The following is a 19,473-nucleotide window of genomic DNA, read 5'->3' as shown; positions in this document are numbered from 1 at the left end:
TACGAGAGAGCCCAAGGACTACTGATACAAATAATCTGCCGCTACTACCTTACCCAAGCCGGATAAAGTATAATATAATGTTGCAGGAGTTGGATCAGGCGTGATTTTAAGCACATCCACCTTACCGGATACATCCGGCATCGACGGGTCGTATACGCCTACCTGTAAGCCTATTAATCCGGGTTCCAGCTGCCTGGTTACCGCCGGATTCGGGTTTACCGACACATATATCCAGGCATTTATCTGTGGATTCGTACGCGCCTTCATCATACTGATCTTAAAGTTGGAGGGATACTCCCTGAATACAATCAACTCCTTTGTATCTGTGTTATAGCGGTACACTTTATTACCGGCACTATAAAACAGGTAACCATACCTTTCATCCACTGCATAAAAATCTGCCTTGGTAATATCCGTAAGTGAAGTTATATCATCCATGGCAAACGGTTCTGCTATACCGTTGATATATTTCCAGGTAAGCCTTGCCAGGAAGCGCTTTCCTTTACCATCATCAAATACCCCAAGTCCGAGTCCTCCCTGAACAGGTGTATAGCCTAACCATACCACATCCATGCCTAAACTGTCTGGTTTAAACGAACCGTTCCCTGCTCCAAGCGCTTTCACCGTATTGGAGTTTTCACCATAATGCATCAACAGTCGTTTTTTGGTTACATCAAACATTAAGCATTGCATGAAGATCTGGTTATAAACAGTGGCAATCACCGGAGATACATCAAACACCAGTCCGTTGATCTGGTTAATAGGCACATCAAACCACTGATATCCAACCGCATTATTCTTGAACAATTTTTTATCCTGGTAGGCATACCCTACCCCAGTGTTTTGTCCACGTACCCAGTCCGGACGCTGGCACATTTTACTTATGGCCTCCATCTCGAAGTTGTATTTTGTTTTTTTCCAGATAAAACCATCTGTGATATTTACTTTTTCAATACCCTCTGATGTACCCACATACAACCAGGTCTTTGCCCTTGCCTCTGCCGGGGTAACCGTATTAGCCCATATACTCATAAACTTGGGTTTACCGGCAAACCGCAGCTGGGTACCATCAGTGGGATCAACCAGTCGCTGGCTAAAATCACGATAAACCTGCAGGTAGGTACCAAGTGATGCTGCATCTTCCTGGTAATAATCCAGGCGTGTGGCCCCATTCACTTCGGACATCACAAACCAGCCCTGTGGTTTTATGGCTCCTACAACTGCTAACTTAAATTGCTTTTGCCAAAGGATACCTGTTGCTGTTTCTCTCACCTGGAAAAACATGTCGTAAGTACCCAACGTCACCGGGATGAGCGCGGCCAGATTGCGCTTTTCAGATAACACCCTGTTAGAAGAGGCGCCGGCATTTCCCACGAGAATCCACTTATAGGTATAATCATTTTCGCCACCACCTTTTGTGAAGGTAATTTCCGGAGAAATGAACGCAGAATCTCCATTCATTACCACCACAGTATCCTTTATCCCTTTTATTTCTGCCGAATTAATAGCCACATAGTCGTAGTTGCCCAGATCCTTATAGCATCCGGTAAACAACAGGAACAAAATAGCAGCCGTCAGTATATATGAAATTCGCATATTTTTGTTTTGTGTTTGAGAGATATTATTACCCTTGCGCATAGCGGCCCATCGTCATAGCAGTACCGTCAGGGTTGGTATAAAAGCGGCCTTCTGAAGCCTCCTTTGCAAACCACCACACCATATATCTTGACCAGATAATAAAATTATTGAAGTTAAATCCAGTCTTGGGCATCACGGTAAAATCCGTCATCTGCAAGCCCATCGCCTTTATCATCAGCATCACTTTTTCCGCACTGTAATCACCAAAATAGCCCACGGTAGTGTTAGCCAGGGAAGTATTCGTCCACAGGTAAGGCTTGCTGGTGCTGTTATCCCCATACAGGGTATACTTCAGCAGGTTGATAGAATCGCGGTTGGAGGTAAATGCGGTTTTCGCAAAAGGCATATTTACATTCAGTTCCGGACCACCTGCCAGCATAAAATCCAATCGCAGCGGGGTCGTATTCATATTGGCATTTCGATGCACGGTAATCTTCAAACTATCCACAAACCTGCCGGCACCTATGATAGCCCGGGTAATTGAATAGTCGCGGCCTTCCTGCATTGTGGTGGAGTCCACCGCCAGCACCTTATATGCACGGTCATGATCCGCCGGCACACCCGATACCTGTACGGCAAAGTAGACCACGCTGTCTTTAAATTCTGCCGGCAAAAATCCCATACCTACCCAGAAAAATTTCAACGTATCATCCTGCACCAACGTTCCGGAAGATTTCCGGGAGGCATCAAATGGTTTCTTCAGGTAAATATTACTCTTTGCCTGTTCCTGGTCAAACAATTGAAGCGGCTCATGCTGGCAGGACCAAAGCATACAAGCTGCTGCTATAATGACGATAATTTTTTTCATATCTAATGCGTTTTAATTATCTGGAAGACATTTCAGAATCCGGGTAAGCGAATACAAAACGGCCGGCATCTACATTCAGGGTACCGTTTGCGGCATTAGGTGTAGGTAGCTGTGTAATATTCTTTCGCTTGTAGTAAAACCACAACTGTCCTTCCCCAATAAACTCCTTGCGGTATTCCTTCAATATTTCTGCCTCCAGTTTCGTAGGATCAGTGATCTTAGTGGTGATGCCACGTGCGGCAATAACGGTGTTCAGGTAATTGAGCCCATCCACCGGATCAGGGTCCGCCTCTGCCGCTATGTAATACACTTCACTCAACCGGATCAGCGGTTGCACATATCGCATGGTATAGCTGGTGAGCTTTACATCTTCATACCTCCTGAAAGTGCGGTAGCCGAGTGGCGATGATAGCTGCCACAATATGCTGTAACGGAAGTCTTCCAGCTTACTTTCAAAAATTTTATCTGTGAAATTCTGTGTGGCCGGTGCCGTGATCCGGCCACCCGCCAGGATGCGGAAGTCCAGCAGATTTTCATCATAAAGCGCCACCTGATTTGAATACAGCTGGCGGTTATAAATACCGAACAACACTTCCGTAGCAAAAACCTTATCTGTACTGTCCTGATTGAGCTTGATGTTATCCGGGTTTACCCAGGGAAACAACTTAGGGTTATTGGCGGCAATCACCTCTTTGGCAGCAGCAAAGGCAGCAGGCTTGTTGTTCCGGTATAAGAATACACGGGCTTTCAGGGCTTTTACACTGAAAAGGTTCATGCGCAAATTATTATAACCCCTGTAACCCTCCGTAGCTACAGGATCTGCTGCCAGCAACTCTTCTGCCTGACTAATATCCCTGCAGATCGTATCCATCACTTTTGTGGCTGGTATGAAATCACTCACGTCTACACTCACCTTATTGTACACAGGAATAGAATTTTTTACAGAATCTGCGGTGGAATAACGGGGCCCCCACATGCGCAACAGATCAAAATAAAGGAAAGCGCGTAATGCAAGTGCCTGCCCCTTGTAGTATTTGATCCTTTCCGGTGCGATGTTCCGGGCTTTATCAATATTCTCAATAAAATTATTAACATTGGCCACTGCGATATACATATTCCCCCATACGGCCTGTAGATTTTGGGACACAGTAGCATCTGACTGGTTGATCGCCGCAAATTGATACCATGGATAAGTAGTGTTGGTACACCAGTAATTTTGCGCAAATAAATCAAGTATGGTCAGCGTCAGATTCTTTCCGTATAAGGTATTATCAGCCATTTGGGCATACACTCCTGTGAGCGCGTCTGACACATTATTTTCAGCATTAAATACTGCCTCTTCTGTAATCCGGTCTTCCGGCTTTACATCCAGCCATTTACTACAGGAGCAGATCAGCAGCGATAATAACAGGTGGAGTCCATATATTTTCTTGATATTTTTCATCTTCGAATGTTTTAAAGTAGGCTGGCAGACAGCGTGAAAGAAAATGTTCTGGCATATGGATAGCTGATCCCACGCTCTCTCTTGATGGTAGAAATGCGGAACAGTTCATTAGTCATTCCCATCAATCGTATGTTAGACAGGTGCATATTGCGCAACCAGGCTTTATCGCGGAAGGTGTAGGACAAACTGGCCGACTCCAGTGAGAAAGTATTTTCTTCCTGTACAAAGCGGGAACTCATATAGCTTTTGTCGTAGATGCTGATACCTTTAAACTGTGTTTGGTCGCCTGGCTTTTTCCAGCGTTCATACAGCGCTCTTTTATCCTGGTTGTAATTGGCCATTTTCTCAAAAGATATATTCTCTACCTTATCATACAGGGCAGTGTTAAAGGCATCCTGTCCCTGTATGTAGCGACAGCTGAGGTTTAGCACGAAGTTTTTCACAGAGAGGTAGGAGCTTACCACACCTTGTATATTCGGGCGGGTATTCCCCATCACTACGCGATCTTTATAATCGTAGTCAAACGTTTGGGTACCATTTTTTTTCAGGAAGATTTCACGTCCGGTAGCAGGATCAATGCCCAGGGAAGGCACGGCCCATAGGTCATCCGGAGCATATCCATCGCGGTATTGTACCAGCGCATTGGCTTCTCTCAATTTATCATTTACCACATCGAGGTATTTATTCAGGTCGCTGTAACGGGAAGTGTAGTGCGAGCCCGTAGCGCTCAGGGTCCAGGTGATTCCTTTTTCCTGGTTAGCGATAATACTATAGGACAATCTAAATTCCTGACCTTTGGTGGTGAGTGTACCGGCATTAAATGGATAATTGGTTAAACCGGTGGATGCAGGTAAGCTCACGGCGATCACCAGTGGAGAGGTCCGTTTCTCGTAATAATCCAGCGATAGTTTCAGGCGACCACCGAGGAAGGCGGCATCCATACCCGTGGATTTTTCCGTGGTATTTTGCCATTGGAGATTTACATTACCTTTTGTGGCGAGATTAAGTCCCACCGCATTCACATAGGCGGCACCGTTATACACGTAGGTAGAAATCGAGCTAAAGGCATTAAAATTTTGGTTACCGGTAACGCCTATATTGGCGCGTAAACTTAACTGGTTGATCCAGGTAGTATTTTTCAGGAATCCTTCTTTGGCGAGGTTCCATCTTGCACCTACCGAATAAAATGGCGAATATTTATTGGCGGCACCAAAAGAGGTAGAACCGTCATAGGCCACCGTTCCATCGAAGCTGTACCGGTTATCATACGAATAGTTTACTGACCCGAGTACTTTGTTTTTACGGGAAATATTGGTAGTAAATCCTGGAACAGAGCCGAGCGCATAATCAAATGCAAATCGTGGGTTTCCGTTAGCGGTCATAGGAAAACCTTCCAACAGGTAAGATTCCCGTTTATTTTTAACCTCTGATATATCACTACGCAGGTTCGCATTAATCATATGTTTACCCAACATTTTATAGTAGGTAAGCATCAGCCAGGCGGCATAGTTAAAGGTGTTGGTTTTAGTATTGTTATAGGTGCCTTTTCTGGATGGATCAGTTTTATCAAACTGCAGGTCACGCGGGCTCCTGTAAACTTCACCTGTCAGGTTATTGGATGCCAGCTGCAACCCACCGCTGATACGTAGCGCATCTGTCACATCCGCGGTCAGGTTAAGGTTATTGGTGATATTCAGTGACTTACTTTTATCATAGTTCCCTACTGCCGCAGCATACAGCGGATTTTTCACCATCAGGTTATTCCAGTTTGAATTGGTTTTGTCCCTGGTTTTGTCGAGATAGGGTTCATACGACGGTAACTTTTCAAAGTAAGGGTTTGTATTCACCCAGGTAGAAAAGGAACCATATGGGGATTCGGTGGAACTATATCCCTGCACAAATACGCTGTTGGAGATATTTACCTTTCCCGTTCTATAACCCAGCGTCAGCCGGCCACTCCACTCATCGCGGCCGGAGCCTTTCATTACTCCCTGTACTTTCCGGTAGCTGCCGCCTGCATCAAAGGTAATGGGACCGGAACCACCGCCGGCATACAGCGAGTGGCGTTGTGTGATCCCGGTTCGTACCGGTTCATTGAGCCAGTAGGTATTTACGCCGCGTTCTACATCCTGGAGGCGGCGACTGTATAAGGAATCATAGTACAGGAACTGATCAATGGGCTGGTCAAAAACACCATTGGCCACGTACCTGCCGGCGAGCTTTTCAAATTCCAGCTTTTCACGGGCGTTCATCATGTTATAGCTGGTGAGGTCCGGTGCATCTACAGATAAATCATGTGTATACGACAGCGTTACCTTTCCTGCACCGGTGCGGATGGTTTCTACCACTACCACGCCGTTAGCCGCACGGCTGCCATATATAGCCGTAGAGGCAGCATCTTTCAAAACGGTAATAGAGGCGATGCGGTTGATATCCAGGTCCACGATCTGGCGCAACGAGGCTTCAAAACCATCGAGCATAAATAACGGCTGATTGGGATCACCCGAAAACTGGTCGCGCAGGTCATTGCTGGAAATGGCTGATTGCCCCCTGAGCTCAATGGTGGGCAGCACGTTGGGGTTACTACCGGCCATATTATTTTCCATCACAAGAAAGGAAGGGTCCAGCGTACGCAGCGCCTGCACTACGTTATTATTGCTCACTGTTTTCAGCTGTTCGCCGGTATATACATCCGTTTTTCCGGAGAAGCTGTTTTTATTACGTGTAAACATGCCCGTTACTACTACCTGTGATAAGCTCTGGTCGGTAGTTTTGAGTATTACTCTTACAACAGATTTGCTGCTGGCATTGATGGTTTGTGTTTTAAATCCGATGGAGCTGATTTGCAGCTGCACATTATCCTGGTCAGTTTTGAGTTCGAAGGAGCCGTCGGTGCGGGTAGCCACTCCTTTGGACTGGCCGGCGAGTGCTACGCTGGCGCCAGGGATGGGTTCCCCTTTTTCGTCCGTTACCTTACCGCGGATGATCACCTCCTGCTGCACCGGAGCGGGTGCAGTTACAGGAGGTTCATCCTCTTTTTTGCGCAGCACCACCGCAGTTTGGGTGATGCTGTAGGTAAATGGCTGGTTTTTGAAACATACTTCCAGTACCTCTTTCAACGTGGCATCCTGGAGATGAAGGTCTACTTTGCGGGACTGCGCCATGAGGTCATCGCGGTATACAAAAGTATAGCCCGTTTGTAGTTTAATTTCTTCGAACACCGATTCCAACCGGGCCGCGCGGGCCTCGATGGTGATGCGTTGTCCCATCGTTTTTGCAGAAATGTGCAAAGCGAAAAATAATGTTAAGCAGAAAGTCAGCTTCATTATGCGTCCTATTTGTCTGATATTCAGATACTGCCGCCAAGTCCCGCTCCTTCCGGGGGGCACGGCTTTGCCTTTTGCAAGTAATTGCATAGATTTGAATGTGTTTGGTTAGAAATAACAATCTTCCGGATTGAGAAAGCATACCAGACCCTGGCCGGGAATACTGCGAATATTTCCGGCTTTTTTATGGATATACTTTACTGTTAACTGTGCATACTACCTGATTATAGCAGCGGTTGTACTTTCACTGTTGGTTGATACATAAATGCTGATTTTGATTGATACTAATAAAATGGTTGGTTTCTGCTATTAATACACTACAATAGTATTTCCTTTCAGTTCGCAATTAATACCGCTATAGTTCATGATCTTCAGGGCGTCGGCTAAGCCCACCTTACGTTTGAATTCCCCTGACATAAGTACATCCGGGATGGCTCCTTCATAGGAGATATCCACATTATACCAGCGGGCAATCATATTCATTACGGCTGGTACTTCCAGCCTTTCAAAGGCAATCATCCCATCTTTCCAGCTGGCTACTTTATAGGCGTTTACTGTTTTCAGGGAGATGTCAGTGCCGTTGTTCACTACTCCTTGCTGATTGGGTCGTAATACCTGTTCTTTTGTTGCGGTATTTACTTTTACGGCGCCGGTGAGCACCGTGGTTTTGATCGTTTCTTCTTCCTCGTATGCGCTGATGTTAAAGCTGGTACCCAGCACCCGGGTGGTTACTCCCCTGGCTACTACTTTAAATGGCCTTTCCTGGTCCGTGGCCGGCTCAAAAAACGCTTCCCCTTCCAGTGCCACTACCCGTTCGCTGCCGGTAAATGCAGCCGGATAATGCAGCTTTGAATCAGCGTTGAGCCATACCTTGCTGCCATCGGGCAGCTGTAGCGTATATTGGCCGCCACGGGGCGTTACCAGTGTATTCATACCCGTAGTGGCGGCGGTGCCGTAGCGCAGGTTCCCATTATCCTGCTCAATAGCCTGCCGGCCCTGCAGGATGGTTTTCCTGGCGCTGTCCAGCTGCACCACCGTACCATCGGCCAGGGTGAGGGTGGCTTTGTTGCCTCCGGGCACGGCCACGGCCACACGGGCAGGTGCGGGTGGCTTATACAGGGATAAATATGCAATGGTTGAAATAATCAGTATAGCAGCTGCCGCAGCGGCAGCAATGGTGAGCATTTTCCGGATACGGCCATGTGGCGCCACGGCCGGCTCCTGCATCAGCACGGCAGGCAGCAGGGCCTGCAGACGCTGTATCACCACCGGGTCCACTTCGCTGGCATCGGGAATCGCCTCCAGCTGCTCCCTGATCAGCGCAGCTGCTTCCGGGTCCTCTGCCGCAGCAGCGGAACCCAGCCAGCTGATAATCGCAGCTGTGTCTGCCGGTGTACAGGATTCGGTCAGCAGCCTGTTAAACAGGGCCGCTTTATTTTCTGGTTGACTCATCTTACTATTATGACAATGGAAAACAGAAATGGAGGGGGTACCGGAAAAAATATTTTTTAATTTTTTCCCAATATGTTGAAAAACAGCAGCAACAGCAGCACTTTTCCAGGATCATTGCCGATGATACCCCGGATTTTGCGGTTGGCCTCTTTCAGGTATTCTTTCACGGTATAAATGGAAATGCCCAGCTGCGCCGCCGCCTCGCGGTTGCTCAGCCCATCAATGCGACACAGGCGGTAGGCCCTGGCCTGCTGCGGTGGCAGCTTTTGCAGTAGATCCTCCAGCATATCGCGACTCTCCTGGTAATGCAGCGCCTCTTCGATATGTGAATAGTGCGCCTCCGCATACTGACGGAACTGGTCCTGCCTCAGCTTATCTTGTTGTAACTGCCGGAAGTAATTGAAGACGCGGTTCTGGCCGGCCCTCACGAGGTAACCGGCAAAGTTGGCAATTTGTATCTCAGTCCGGTTTTTCCAGATGCCTGAAAAGATTTCCTGTATAATATCGGTGGTGGCAGCTTCATCTTTTATCATACCCTGCACTACCACGTACAACCCCGGGCTGTAGTGATAATACAGCGCCGTAAAAGCTGCTTCGTTGCCCAGCCGGAGGTCGGACAACAGCTCAGCTTCATTGGATAAGGATTGTACCGTCATGATAAGTTTTATAAGCTACGGACAAATCTACAAATTGGCGGCTCAAGTTCTCAAAAAAAATAGGTTTTATCCGCTGCCTACCGTGTGAATATATTGGCAGCGTCGCTTACAGGGGAGAAAAATCCATATGCATATTACGTACAGAAAAAAGCCGGGCCATGCAAAACTGCATTACCCGGCTGAAAAATAGTTGCTGGTTGCTAGTTGCTGGTTCCGGTAAATGTCACCACGCTGCTCGCCGGTACATTCACCACAAAGCCACCGGATGCGTTGGCGCTAACAGGCGTAGCTGCCGCCCAATGTGCTGAGCTGGAAGCGGCAGTAACATAACCGGTGAGTGTGCTGGCGGCAAAGCCGCTCAGCGCCACTGCACAGTTAACAGGTACTGATCCGGTGTTGATTACCACCACACTGAATTTGCCGGTAGTGGGGTCTTTATAGGCAGATACTTTGAGGTTGCCGTTATTGGATACGCTCGCTGCAAAACGGAAATAGCCGGGGCGCACAAACCTGGAGAACTGCCCCATCACATCATAAGTCTTGGGGAATTCAAGCGTGCCATCTGCTTTGGTACAAATGAGTGCTTCGTTATTCTGAAACGCCAGCATTCCGAGCCAGTACACATAGGCGTTTACGTTACACTCGGCCAGGAACTTATGCATGCTGGTAGCCAGTTTTAACCCCATGGTCATGCTGGCATCGTAGGTACCTGCATCATCAGAAGCTTCCGTTACCCATACCGGCTTGTTGGCGGTAGCGTAATTCCAGATGGAGGGGTTTTGATTGAGGCCGCGGTTACCCACAATCAGGTCGCCGATTTCTACGTAGCCATGTCCGGCGAGGATATCTACATTGCTTTTATCCATGGAGGACAGGAATGTGTTAGCGGTACCCCAGGCGGCATTTTCGGAAGAAATAATTTTCACACCATTGAGGCCTTGCGCATTTAATGCCGGGCGGAGGTTATTGGAGATGAACTCGCCGAGGTGGGCAGCGGTCCAGTAGCTGGCAGGCCAGTCGGAAAATACGTTTTCCGGCTCGTTGCTAGGTGATACCCCATACAAACTCACGCCTTCATTCTGATACCCTTTTACAAAGCCGGCTACATAATTGGCGAAGGAGCCGGAGCAGCAGTTGTAATTGAGGCCATTGAACCATTTAGCGCTCACCACGCTGGTATTGGTTTTCATGCTGAGTGGAGGGGTCCAGGTGCTGGCAAATGCAATGGGTGTGCTGTAGCGCTGCTTCACCGACTTCATAATCCACAGCTGGGAAATATGCGTTTTCTGGTCGGCGGTAAGGCCGGTGTAAGCGGCCGCGGTGGGCAGCACATCAATGTCTACCGTGGCTGGTTTAATGGTAACTGCACCGGTAGATGAATTAAAAGGATAGGTGTGTAATACCTCGCCACGAATCATGTTTAACTGCAAGCCGCTGTTGCCCCATAATAAGTCCAGGATGCTGTCGCGCTTAGGCGATTCGAAGAAAGGAGTAACACGGCCGGCAAAAGCACCAAAGCCATCGATCCGCTGATAGCCCTGTGCCCAGTTGAGGGAAATATTGGCACTGTCGGTACCAGGCGTAGCAGAGGCAATCTGCGTTTTCGTGCCTGTAATTTTCTGCAGGCTGCCCTGGCTGGCATCTTTAGAGCAGCTAACGCCGAAAAGAGCAATGATGGCCGGCAGCGCAAGCTGCCTTACGTAAGTGTTTTTCATTATTCAATTTTGGGTTTAGAGAAAAAGGATATTGCGTAGGGATACTCCCTTTTAAATGCTCTGTTAAATAACGCGGACAGCACAGCTCTTTTCGTAACTAAATTTAAATGGAAAAAAACAGGAAACAGCATTTGGGGAAATGGCTGCAAAAGTTTGGATAAAAAAGTATCATTAACAAATTGTGAAGTGGATTTTCATATAAACAAAAGCGTCCACCGCCGTTGGCGGTGGACGCTTTTGTTTATTGTGCGGACCATCGGCCCGCACAATAAACAAAGCAGGAATAACACTATTCCTCGCTCGCTTCCTCATTAATAGTACTCATAGCAATCTCTGTCAAAGCCACGTCTGTAGCTTTTTCATTTTCAAGTGTTTGCTCCAGCAAGTCCATTACATCGGTATGACCCATATTTTCCGCGAAAACACGTAAAGTACCATACGTGGCAATTTCATAATGCTCTACTTTCTGGGCAGCCAGGATCAGTGCAGCATCACGCACCATAGACCCCTCTTCTGTATCTTCAATGATACTCTGCGCTTCGGAGATCAGTCCTTCCATCGCATCGCATTTTTTAGCCTGTGCTTTTTTTCCCAGCAGCTCAAATATCTGCTCCAGGGTTTGCACATGTGTTTGCGTTTCTGCCGCATGTTTTTCGAAAGCATCCTGCAACTCTTCGCTGGTAGCGGCTTTCTTCATTTTAGGCAATGCTTTGGTCAATGCTTTTTCTGCCCAGTAAATATCCTTCAGCTCATCAACAAACATCTGGTGGAATTCAGAATTTTCCATTTGTTCGGAACGGGCGTTAGAACGGGAAGTTGAAGCACGTTTGGTGGTGCCATTGGAGTTAGACCTGCCGGCAACTTTGCTGGTAGCAGCAGAACGGGAGTCAGTGCCGGATTTTGAACGAGAAGTAGTTTTAGATGCAACTTGTGATGTAGCCATAAAAAATAATTTTTTAGGTTCTCAATATTTTTTAATTAGAAAACCAAATTGCATGCCTTGTATGCCAACACACTTTTTTAGAAAGGATTCCTTACCTATAAAACTAAATTTATCGTGCAATTCACAAACCATTCATTCTCAATTATTATCCCGCTTTACAATAATTATTTATCGTTTTTCGATAAATTTATGTTGTTTTTTAATAAATAATACATATCTTCGATTCATTAAATTCTCCCTAAATGAAAATCAAGCACCTGATAACCTTTCTTAAATCCATACTCATACTAGGAATCCTTATCGCTGTCGCCTCATTGGCTTTTTTGCTTGTCAATGTATTTATAGGCAATTATAACAGTCGTTATATTACAACCCCATCCTATGAAATGCAGGCCTTTGGTGTAAAAGAGAAACCAGTAAAAATTTACAGCGCTGATTCCACAGTAACGTATACGCAGTTGAATGACCGTTACACGGTTACTTTAGAAAAAAAAACACGCAACGCACTCCCCATTCTGTTATCGGTTTGCCGGTTGTTGACCGCAATAGCCATTATGTGGATATTTCTGCGTATACTGAAGGAATTGGACCTCAGCAAGCCATTCCACCCGCGGATAGTACGTTACGCTAAAATAGCAGCAGCGCTTTTTATCTTAACAGATGTGCTCAATCTGATAGAATATAATGTAGTAAACAGCCTGGTACGCCACGCAGTACCGGTGCCCTACTTATCGTACCTCAAGGAATTGGGCAGCAGCACTATCACCGGCGTTATCACTTTCCTGCTGGCGGTAGTATACCAGCGAGGCGTACAATTGCAATCAGAACAGGATCTAACTATTTAGTATGGCCATCATCGTAAACCTGGATGTAATGCTGGCCATGCGTAAGATGTCGCTCACAGAACTCAGTGAAAGAGTAGGCATCACCATCTCCAATCTATCCATCCTGAAAACCGGCAGGGCAAAGGCTATCCGCTTCGAAACACTGGAGGCTGTTTGTCGCGAGCTCAACTGTCAGCCAGGCGATATTCTGGCTTATCAGCCTGATGAATAAAAAAGCTCCTGCTGACGCAGCTACAAGTGGCGCGCTCTTTGGAACCCCATTATTAAAACTATTATCATGACCAAACATACCAATGCAAAAAAGCAGGACACCATCCAGGAAAAGGTGCAGCCCAATACAGCTGATTACCAGCAAGCCAATAAAAATCCCATGCAAAAACCGGAAGAAGGACTAAGCAGAGGGCCACTAAAAGGGAAAGATCAAACAGACGAGGAACTTGCAGCAAAAGCCAATGCGCCGGCTGAGAAAAACGGCCCTAAGACAGGCAAACAGAAAAATGATGTGGCTGATGAAGAGGACGTTTCGGATATTGATAACACTGATCCTGATCCGGATGAAGAAGACCTGGAAGAAAATGATCTTACGGATGAAGAGGCCGACGATATTGAGTGGGACGATGACGACGATGTACCAGAAAAATAAGGATAGCAGCGGGAAAATACTTTTCCCGCTGCTATTAAAAATTTATTCGTCCTCTCCGGTATTCTTCAATTTCATTAATAACGTATAGGCGTTTTTCGTTACCACCTGCTTCCCGCTAAGGTCCGTTGTTACAGCAGTAAACCCGTCGAACTGCGTACCGGTTTCTACCGGCAGCATGGTAAAATTATTAGCCCCATCTGCAATAAATACATAAGGCTTATTACCCCATTTCACCACCGCATCATCCGGCACTGCCTGTACCTGTGCATTGTTCAGGGAAATTTCTGCGTTCATAAACATACCCGGTACCAGCTTTTTATCGAACTTGTCAAAGTGGCAATGTACCTCACTGCTGCGACTTTCATCCACATTCCTGTTGATCAGGTGCACTGTGGCAGTGTATTTTTCAGCGGGGTTATTTACCGCATAACAGGTAATTTTTTGTCCTTCGGAGATGTGATCGATATCTTTTTCAAACACCGTCAGACTCAGGTGCAGGTCCGCAGGATTGATGAGTTCAAACAGCACATCTGTAGGGCTTACGTAACGGCCAGCGTTCACGTTTACTTTAGTTACATAGCCGGAGATGGGTGAATAGATGCTGGCGGACCTGGTGATATTACCGTCCGACAACCTATCCGGGTTGATGTTGATCAGCAGCAGCTTTTCGCGGAGGGCACCGGCGGTTACGCGCTGCCCTTCATACTCAGCCTTGGCCTGCTGGAATACTTTATCGCTGTTGGCCTTGGACTCATTGAGTTCTTTCTGGCGGAGATAGTCGGCCTCGAGGTAGCGCAGTTTACTTTTTGCCATGAGGTAATCCTGCTGCAGCTGGATATATTGCGGGTCTTCAAGTGTAGCCAGCACCTGGCCTTTACTTACCGGCATCCCTGGCAGCAGCTTCATGGTTTTAAGGTAGCCACCGAGCGGCATGCTCACAGATACTACGTTTTGCGGCGGCACATCTACTGTACCGTTTACACGCAGCAGCGCTGCCATGGAACGGGTGGTAGCGGTACCGATTTCTATATTTCCGTTTTTAACCTGTACCGGCGTAAGTGCTACGGTGGTGGCTTCCACTACCACGGCAGCAGTGTCTTTAGCGGCCTCCTGTGCTGGCCTTTCGCCGTTTTTACACGCAAACAGCACGCATATAATAGGAATAATCTTTTTCATCAATTGTATATTAAATGTTACCGCTCAATTTTTCTACTGTGAATGCAGCGTTATTCAGCTGCTCTATGGTGCTATAATAGCTGCTTCTCATGTCCAGGGCCTGGTTGATGAGGATCACCCAATCCAGGTAACCGATTTCGCCGCTTACCATACGTTTGTTAGCCGCATCGATTACCAGCCTGGCGTTGCGCAATGTTACCGTTTCATAATTCTGCAACAGGCCAAGATTACGGTTATACACTTCAATCGCATTTTCCAGGGCATTTCCCAGTTGCTGCCTGGAGGCTTCCAGTTCGCGCTGCTGCTGCATTATCTGTACATTGCCGGCCTTGATGCGGGCGCGCTGCCCGGTATTGAAGATGGGCACGCCCACGCCTACACTAACAGACGAAAAGCGGTCCCCGCTGCCGAAATACTGTTCATCATTGCCCACCCGCTGATAACCGATAATGCTCATATTATTATAGCCGAGGTTCAGCGTAGGCAGGAGTTTACTTTTTTCGAGACGGTACTCCTGCTGACTTCTGTTGACCAGTTGCTGCTGCATGGCTACCAATGGTGTGCTGTCGATAGCGGTAGTGTCGGGCACTAACGGTAAGTGATATACGAGCTTTTCCTGCTGCGGCACTACGATCGTTTGTTCATTCAGCAAAATCCTGAATTGGTTTAATGCTACGTTGTAGTCTGTACGCAGCGTAGTCAGCTGGTTGGCAATTTGCTGACGCTGGTTTTCGGCAGTCGATTTTTCGAGTATATCCGTATCCCCTACTTTGAAGCGCAGCGAGGCTTTTTGCAGGAATACATTGTACATGCTGTCCGCCTCCAGCAGCAGCCGTTCGCGCTGCTGCATCACCAGCAGTGAATAGAACAGTTCTTTTACGGCTGCTTTAATTTCCTGCTCTTTCTGTAAGGTATTGATCTTACTCAGGAGAATGTTGGTATTATTTACTGCACGCTGGCGGGAGTACACCGTCGGAAACTGTATTCCCTGTGATACGGTAAACTTGTTATCGTTCGCAACGCTGTTGATTTTGCCATACTCCACGCCAACATTGGTTTTATCCAGGTCCAGGTTACTGCGTTTAAGTGCCTGGTGGTACTGCTCTCCCAAGCGGGAAGCCTGTATGTTCAGGTTATTACGGACAGCCTTCTGCAAGGCGCTGTCCAGTGTAATGGACTGCTGTGCATGGGCTGCAAACGGCAGCGATACACACAGTATAGCCATTACCGTGAGTACTTTCTTAGCTTTAAAAAAGCTGAATCCTTTTTCAAAAAGGATATAGAACACGGGCAGCACAAAGAGTGTGAGCATGGTTGAAATAATTAATCCTCCTATCACCACGGTGGCCAGCGGCTTTTGCACTTCCGCACCTGCTCCCTGGCTGATAGCCATAGGAATAAAGCCGAGGGAAGGCACCAGCGCAGTCATGAGCACGGCGCGGAGTTTTGTTTTGGTAGCATGAATAACGATTCTTCTGACGTCCGTCCAGCCTTCATTACGCAGGCGGTTAAATTCCGTTACCAGCAATATCCCATTGAGTACCGCCACCCCAAAGAGCGCAATAAACCCAACGCCGGCGGATATACTAAAAGGCATATCCCGCATCCAGAGGGCGAGGATACCACCAATGGCTGATAATGGAATAGCGGTATAGATCAGCAGTCCCTGCTTCACGGAATTAAAGGCCATATACAGCAGGAGGAATATTAGGAGTAACGCTACCGGCACTACGATGGACAAGCGTTGTTTGGCAGCGGTGAGGTTATCGAACGCACCACCGTAAACGATAGAATAGCCTGCCGGCAGTTTCAGGGTGGCGTCTACTTTTTGTTGCAGCTCATGTACAATAGTTTGCACATCGCGGCCACTTACGTTAAAGCCTACTATAATACGGCGGCGGGTATCTTCGCGCTGTATCTGGTTAGGACCTTCTATTTCTTCCACCTTAGCCACCTGTTGTAACGGTACCTGGTTACCTGAAGGTGTGGGTACCAGCAGGTTTTGTACATCGCTGATGTTAGTGCGTGCATCTGCGGCGAGACGCACCACCATATCGAACCGCTTTTCACCTTCGTATACCACGCCGGAGGCCTGCCCCGCAAAAGCGGTATTGACAACGCGGTTGATATCTGATACATTAAGGCCGAACTGCGCCATGGCATCACGGTTATAGGTGATCACCAGCTGTGGCATCCCTGTTACCGTTTCTACGTAGAGGTTTACGGCGCCGTCTACTGTTTTAATAATGTCTCCCAGATTATTAGCATAATGAGCCAGGGAATCCAGGTCCTCCCCGAAAATCTTGCACACTACATCCTGTCGCGCACCGGTCATCAGTTCATTAAAGCGCATCTGCACCGGGAACTGGAATCCTACGCTGATCCCAGGAACGGCGGCCAGCTCTTTGGTCATTTTTTCCGCCAGCTCCGGGAAAGATTTCGCAGAGGTCCACTGCTTTTTATCTTTAAGGATCACCATCATATCGCTGGCTTCCAGCGGCATAGGGTCCGTAGGAATTTCAGCGCTACCTATTTTGGTCACCACTTTTTCTACTTCAGGAAATTTCTTTAACAGGATACCGGAGGCCTGCTGGGTAGCATGGATGGTGGTATTAAGATTACTACCTGTGAGCAGCCGGGTTTCAACGGCAAAGTCGCCCTCTTCCAGCTGCGGGATAAATTCACCCCCCATACCTCCTAAGATAATAACAGCCACAACAAACAAGGCGAGCACCCCGGCAATGATAGTTTTAGGATAGTACATTACCTTCCCTAACAAGGGCTGGTAGCGTCTCTCCAACCAAATCATCATTTTATCCGCTACTGATTTTTTATGACTGATTTTTTTACTGAGGAACAAGGCACTCATCATCGGCACATAGGTGATCGATAGCAGGAAGGCACCCAATATCGCAAAGCCTACGGTAAAGGCCATCGGCTTGAACATCTTCCCTTCGATGCCCTGCAGCGTGAGGATAGGAATGTATACGATGAGGATAATGATCTGACTGAAAACGGCCGACTTAATCATGGCGCCGGTGCTGTTATTTACCTCCGCATCCATAGTGGCCTGATCAATTTTCATCAGTGTTTTAAACTTCTTTGAATGGCTGAACCGGTGCAGGATGGCTTCCACCACGATCACGGTACCATCCACAATCAGCCCGAAATCAATAGCACCCAGACTCATGAGGTTACCACCCACCCCAAATTTGTTCATCAGGATGATGGCAAACAGCATGGACAACGGAATTACTGAGGACACAATAAGGCCTGCACGTAAATTACCGAGGAAGAACACGAGCACGAACACGACGATCAGCGCTCCTTCTATCAGGTTTGTTTCCACGGTTTTAATGGCGTTGTTCACCATTTTGGTACGATCGAGGAAAGGCTCTATCACCACGCCTTCCGGCAGCGATTTCTGGATGGCGGCTACTTTATCTTTCACGCGTTTGATTACCGCAGAAGAGTTTTCCCCTTTCAGCATCATCACTACGGCACCGGCAGCTTCGCCTTTATCGTTGAAGGTCATGGCCCCATACCTGGTGGCAGATCCCAACTGCACTACCGCCACATCGCGGATCAGCACGGGCATACCACCCGGCAGCGTTTTCACCACGATCTTCTCAATATCCTCCATGCTCTGGGTAAGCCCTTCGCTTCGTATATACAATACGGTTGGTCCTTTTTCAATATAGGCACCACCAGTGTTTTCATTGTTTTTTTCCAGTGCGTCGAAAATATCTGCAATGGTTACATTATTGGCCTTGAGCTGACCCGGGCGTACGGCTATTTCATATTGCTTGAGGCGGCCGCCAAAGCTGCTCACATCCGCAATACCGGGAGTGCCCAGCAGCTGTCGGCGTACAATCCAGTCCTGAATAGTACGCAGCTCCATAGGACCGTACTTGTTTTCGTAGCCGGGCTTGGGTCTTACCACATATTGATAAATTTCCCCTAAACCGGTGGTCACCGGGGCCATTTCGGGAGAACCTACCCCCGCAGGAATCTGTTGCTGCACCTGTTGAAGGCGCTCGGCAATCTGCTGGCGTGCCCAGTACACATCCGTTTCATCGTTGAATACGATGGTAACCAAACTCAATCCAAAGCGGGAGAAACTACGAATTTGCTTCAGTCCGGGGATATTACTGCACGACTGCTCAATCGGGAAAGTGATGAGCCGCTCTACATCCGGCGCGCCCAAAGCGGGCGACACAGTAATCACCTGTACCTGGTTATCGGTAATGTCGGGCACAGCATCGATAGGCAGGCGGGTCAATTCAAAGCTCCCCCAACCAATCAATGCAAGTACAAACAGCCCAACGATCAGCTTGTTCCTTACGGAAAAGCTAATAATCTTATTAAGCATGATAATAAAAAATTGGCATTAATAATTGCTCCATGCCAGTTGCATGGATAACAGCATAAATCGGGTAAGGTTTATACCTGCGGAGGGCGGAATAAGGAGGATAAGGCAGGTTCAGGAAGATGAAACTGCTTCAGCACAGGGTAGTTGATAGCAATCGTACGGCTGATCTGTGGCCTTTCGGCAATTACTTTTGCCAGCGGTACATAGGCATGCTGGAACCCTTGTGCGTTTACACTTTTGTAGGGCAATTGCATATCGCGGTCGTAATCATCATCTTTATCGTCATCGCCGATATAGTGCATACATAAGAAGTCTGTCACAGTAAGATTTTGGTTCAGCAGGTGATGCTCCTGGTAATGGGTAACCAGGATAGGCAACTTCAGCAGCTGATCTACCGTTGTGTTTTGCAACAGAAATATGCTCAATAATATGTATGCGATGATACGTTTCACAAG

General features: G+C 47.5%; 14 protein-coding genes. 3 read left to right on the top strand and 11 right to left on the bottom strand.

What is annotated here, in order from left to right; translation table 11 throughout:
- Positions 1 to 18: 18 nt before the first annotated feature.
- The 8 genes from KW844_RS03645 to KW844_RS03610 all read right to left on the bottom strand — a co-directional run bounded on the left by KW844_RS03645 (position 19) and on the right by KW844_RS03610 (position 11,982).
- The gene (locus KW844_RS03645; RefSeq protein WP_218375357.1) at positions 19 to 1,596 is read right to left on the bottom strand and encodes a PKD-like family lipoprotein; all 1,578 of its coding nucleotides are present in this window, start codon (positions 1,594 to 1,596) and stop codon (positions 19 to 21) included.
- Positions 1,597 to 1,624: 28 nt separating this feature from the next.
- A complete protein-coding gene (locus KW844_RS03640) occupies positions 1,625 to 2,446 on the bottom strand; it encodes a DUF4843 domain-containing protein (RefSeq protein ID WP_218375356.1) in 822 nt (273 codons plus the stop codon).
- A 16-nt stretch (positions 2,447 to 2,462) separates the two neighbouring features.
- On the bottom strand, positions 2,463 to 3,890 hold the full coding sequence (locus tag KW844_RS03635; protein WP_218375355.1) for a RagB/SusD family nutrient uptake outer membrane protein: 1,428 nt from the start codon (positions 3,888 to 3,890) through the stop codon (positions 2,463 to 2,465).
- An 11-nt stretch (positions 3,891 to 3,901) separates the two neighbouring features.
- Complete coding sequence (locus tag KW844_RS03630; RefSeq protein ID WP_218375354.1) at positions 3,902 to 7,216, bottom strand: SusC/RagA family TonB-linked outer membrane protein; 3,315 nt, start codon at positions 7,214 to 7,216, stop codon at positions 3,902 to 3,904.
- A 309-nt stretch (positions 7,217 to 7,525) separates the two neighbouring features.
- Complete coding sequence (locus KW844_RS03625; protein ID WP_218375353.1) at positions 7,526 to 8,668, bottom strand: FecR family protein; 1,143 nt, start codon at positions 8,666 to 8,668, stop codon at positions 7,526 to 7,528.
- Positions 8,669 to 8,724: 56 nt separating this feature from the next.
- Entirely contained in the window at positions 8,725 to 9,324 is a 600-nt protein-coding gene (locus tag KW844_RS03620) for an RNA polymerase sigma factor (protein ID WP_218375352.1), read from the bottom strand.
- Positions 9,325 to 9,524: 200 nt separating this feature from the next.
- Complete coding sequence (locus KW844_RS03615) at positions 9,525 to 11,039, bottom strand: glycoside hydrolase (protein WP_218375351.1); 1,515 nt, start codon at positions 11,037 to 11,039, stop codon at positions 9,525 to 9,527.
- A 289-nt stretch (positions 11,040 to 11,328) separates the two neighbouring features.
- Positions 11,329 to 11,982 carry a ferritin-like domain-containing protein gene (locus KW844_RS03610; protein WP_218375350.1) on the bottom strand — a complete coding sequence of 218 codons (654 nt, stop codon included), beginning with the start codon at positions 11,980 to 11,982 and terminating at the stop codon, positions 11,329 to 11,331.
- A 242-nt stretch (positions 11,983 to 12,224) separates the two neighbouring features.
- On the opposite strand from KW844_RS03610, the gene KW844_RS03605 reads away from it, so the two are divergent.
- The 3 genes from KW844_RS03605 (at position 12,225) to KW844_RS03595 (ending at position 13,470) form a co-directional block, all read left to right on the top strand.
- The gene (locus KW844_RS03605; protein WP_218375349.1) at positions 12,225 to 12,827 is read left to right on the top strand and encodes a DUF2975 domain-containing protein; all 603 of its coding nucleotides are present in this window, start codon (positions 12,225 to 12,227) and stop codon (positions 12,825 to 12,827) included.
- Between the two features lies 1 nt (position 12,828).
- Positions 12,829 to 13,038 carry a helix-turn-helix transcriptional regulator gene (locus tag KW844_RS03600; RefSeq protein ID WP_218375348.1) on the top strand — a complete coding sequence of 70 codons (210 nt, stop codon included), beginning with the start codon at positions 12,829 to 12,831 and terminating at the stop codon, positions 13,036 to 13,038.
- A gap of 66 nt (positions 13,039 to 13,104) precedes the next feature.
- Positions 13,105 to 13,470, top strand: coding sequence for a hypothetical protein (locus KW844_RS03595; protein WP_218375347.1), 366 nt, complete (start codon positions 13,105 to 13,107; stop codon positions 13,468 to 13,470).
- A gap of 42 nt (positions 13,471 to 13,512) precedes the next feature.
- Here KW844_RS03595 and KW844_RS03590 read toward each other — a convergent pair whose 3' ends face one another.
- The 3 genes from KW844_RS03590 to KW844_RS03580 form a co-directional block, all read right to left on the bottom strand.
- Positions 13,513 to 14,646 carry an efflux RND transporter periplasmic adaptor subunit gene (locus tag KW844_RS03590; RefSeq protein ID WP_218375346.1) on the bottom strand — a complete coding sequence of 378 codons (1,134 nt, stop codon included), beginning with the start codon at positions 14,644 to 14,646 and terminating at the stop codon, positions 13,513 to 13,515.
- Positions 14,647 to 14,656: 10 nt separating this feature from the next.
- Positions 14,657 to 19,018, bottom strand: a complete 4,362-nt coding sequence (locus KW844_RS03585) for a CusA/CzcA family heavy metal efflux RND transporter (RefSeq protein ID WP_218375345.1) — start codon at positions 19,016 to 19,018, stop codon at positions 14,657 to 14,659.
- A gap of 71 nt (positions 19,019 to 19,089) precedes the next feature.
- Positions 19,090 to 19,470, bottom strand: coding sequence for a hypothetical protein (locus KW844_RS03580; RefSeq protein ID WP_218375344.1), 381 nt, complete (start codon positions 19,468 to 19,470; stop codon positions 19,090 to 19,092).
- Positions 19,471 to 19,473: the final 3 nt, after the last annotated feature.

This window comes from Chitinophaga sp. sic0106, assembly GCF_019219075.1.
Classification (GTDB): domain Bacteria; phylum Bacteroidota; class Bacteroidia; order Chitinophagales; family Chitinophagaceae; genus Chitinophaga.
This window is presented reverse-complemented; position numbering and strand designations above follow the sequence as displayed.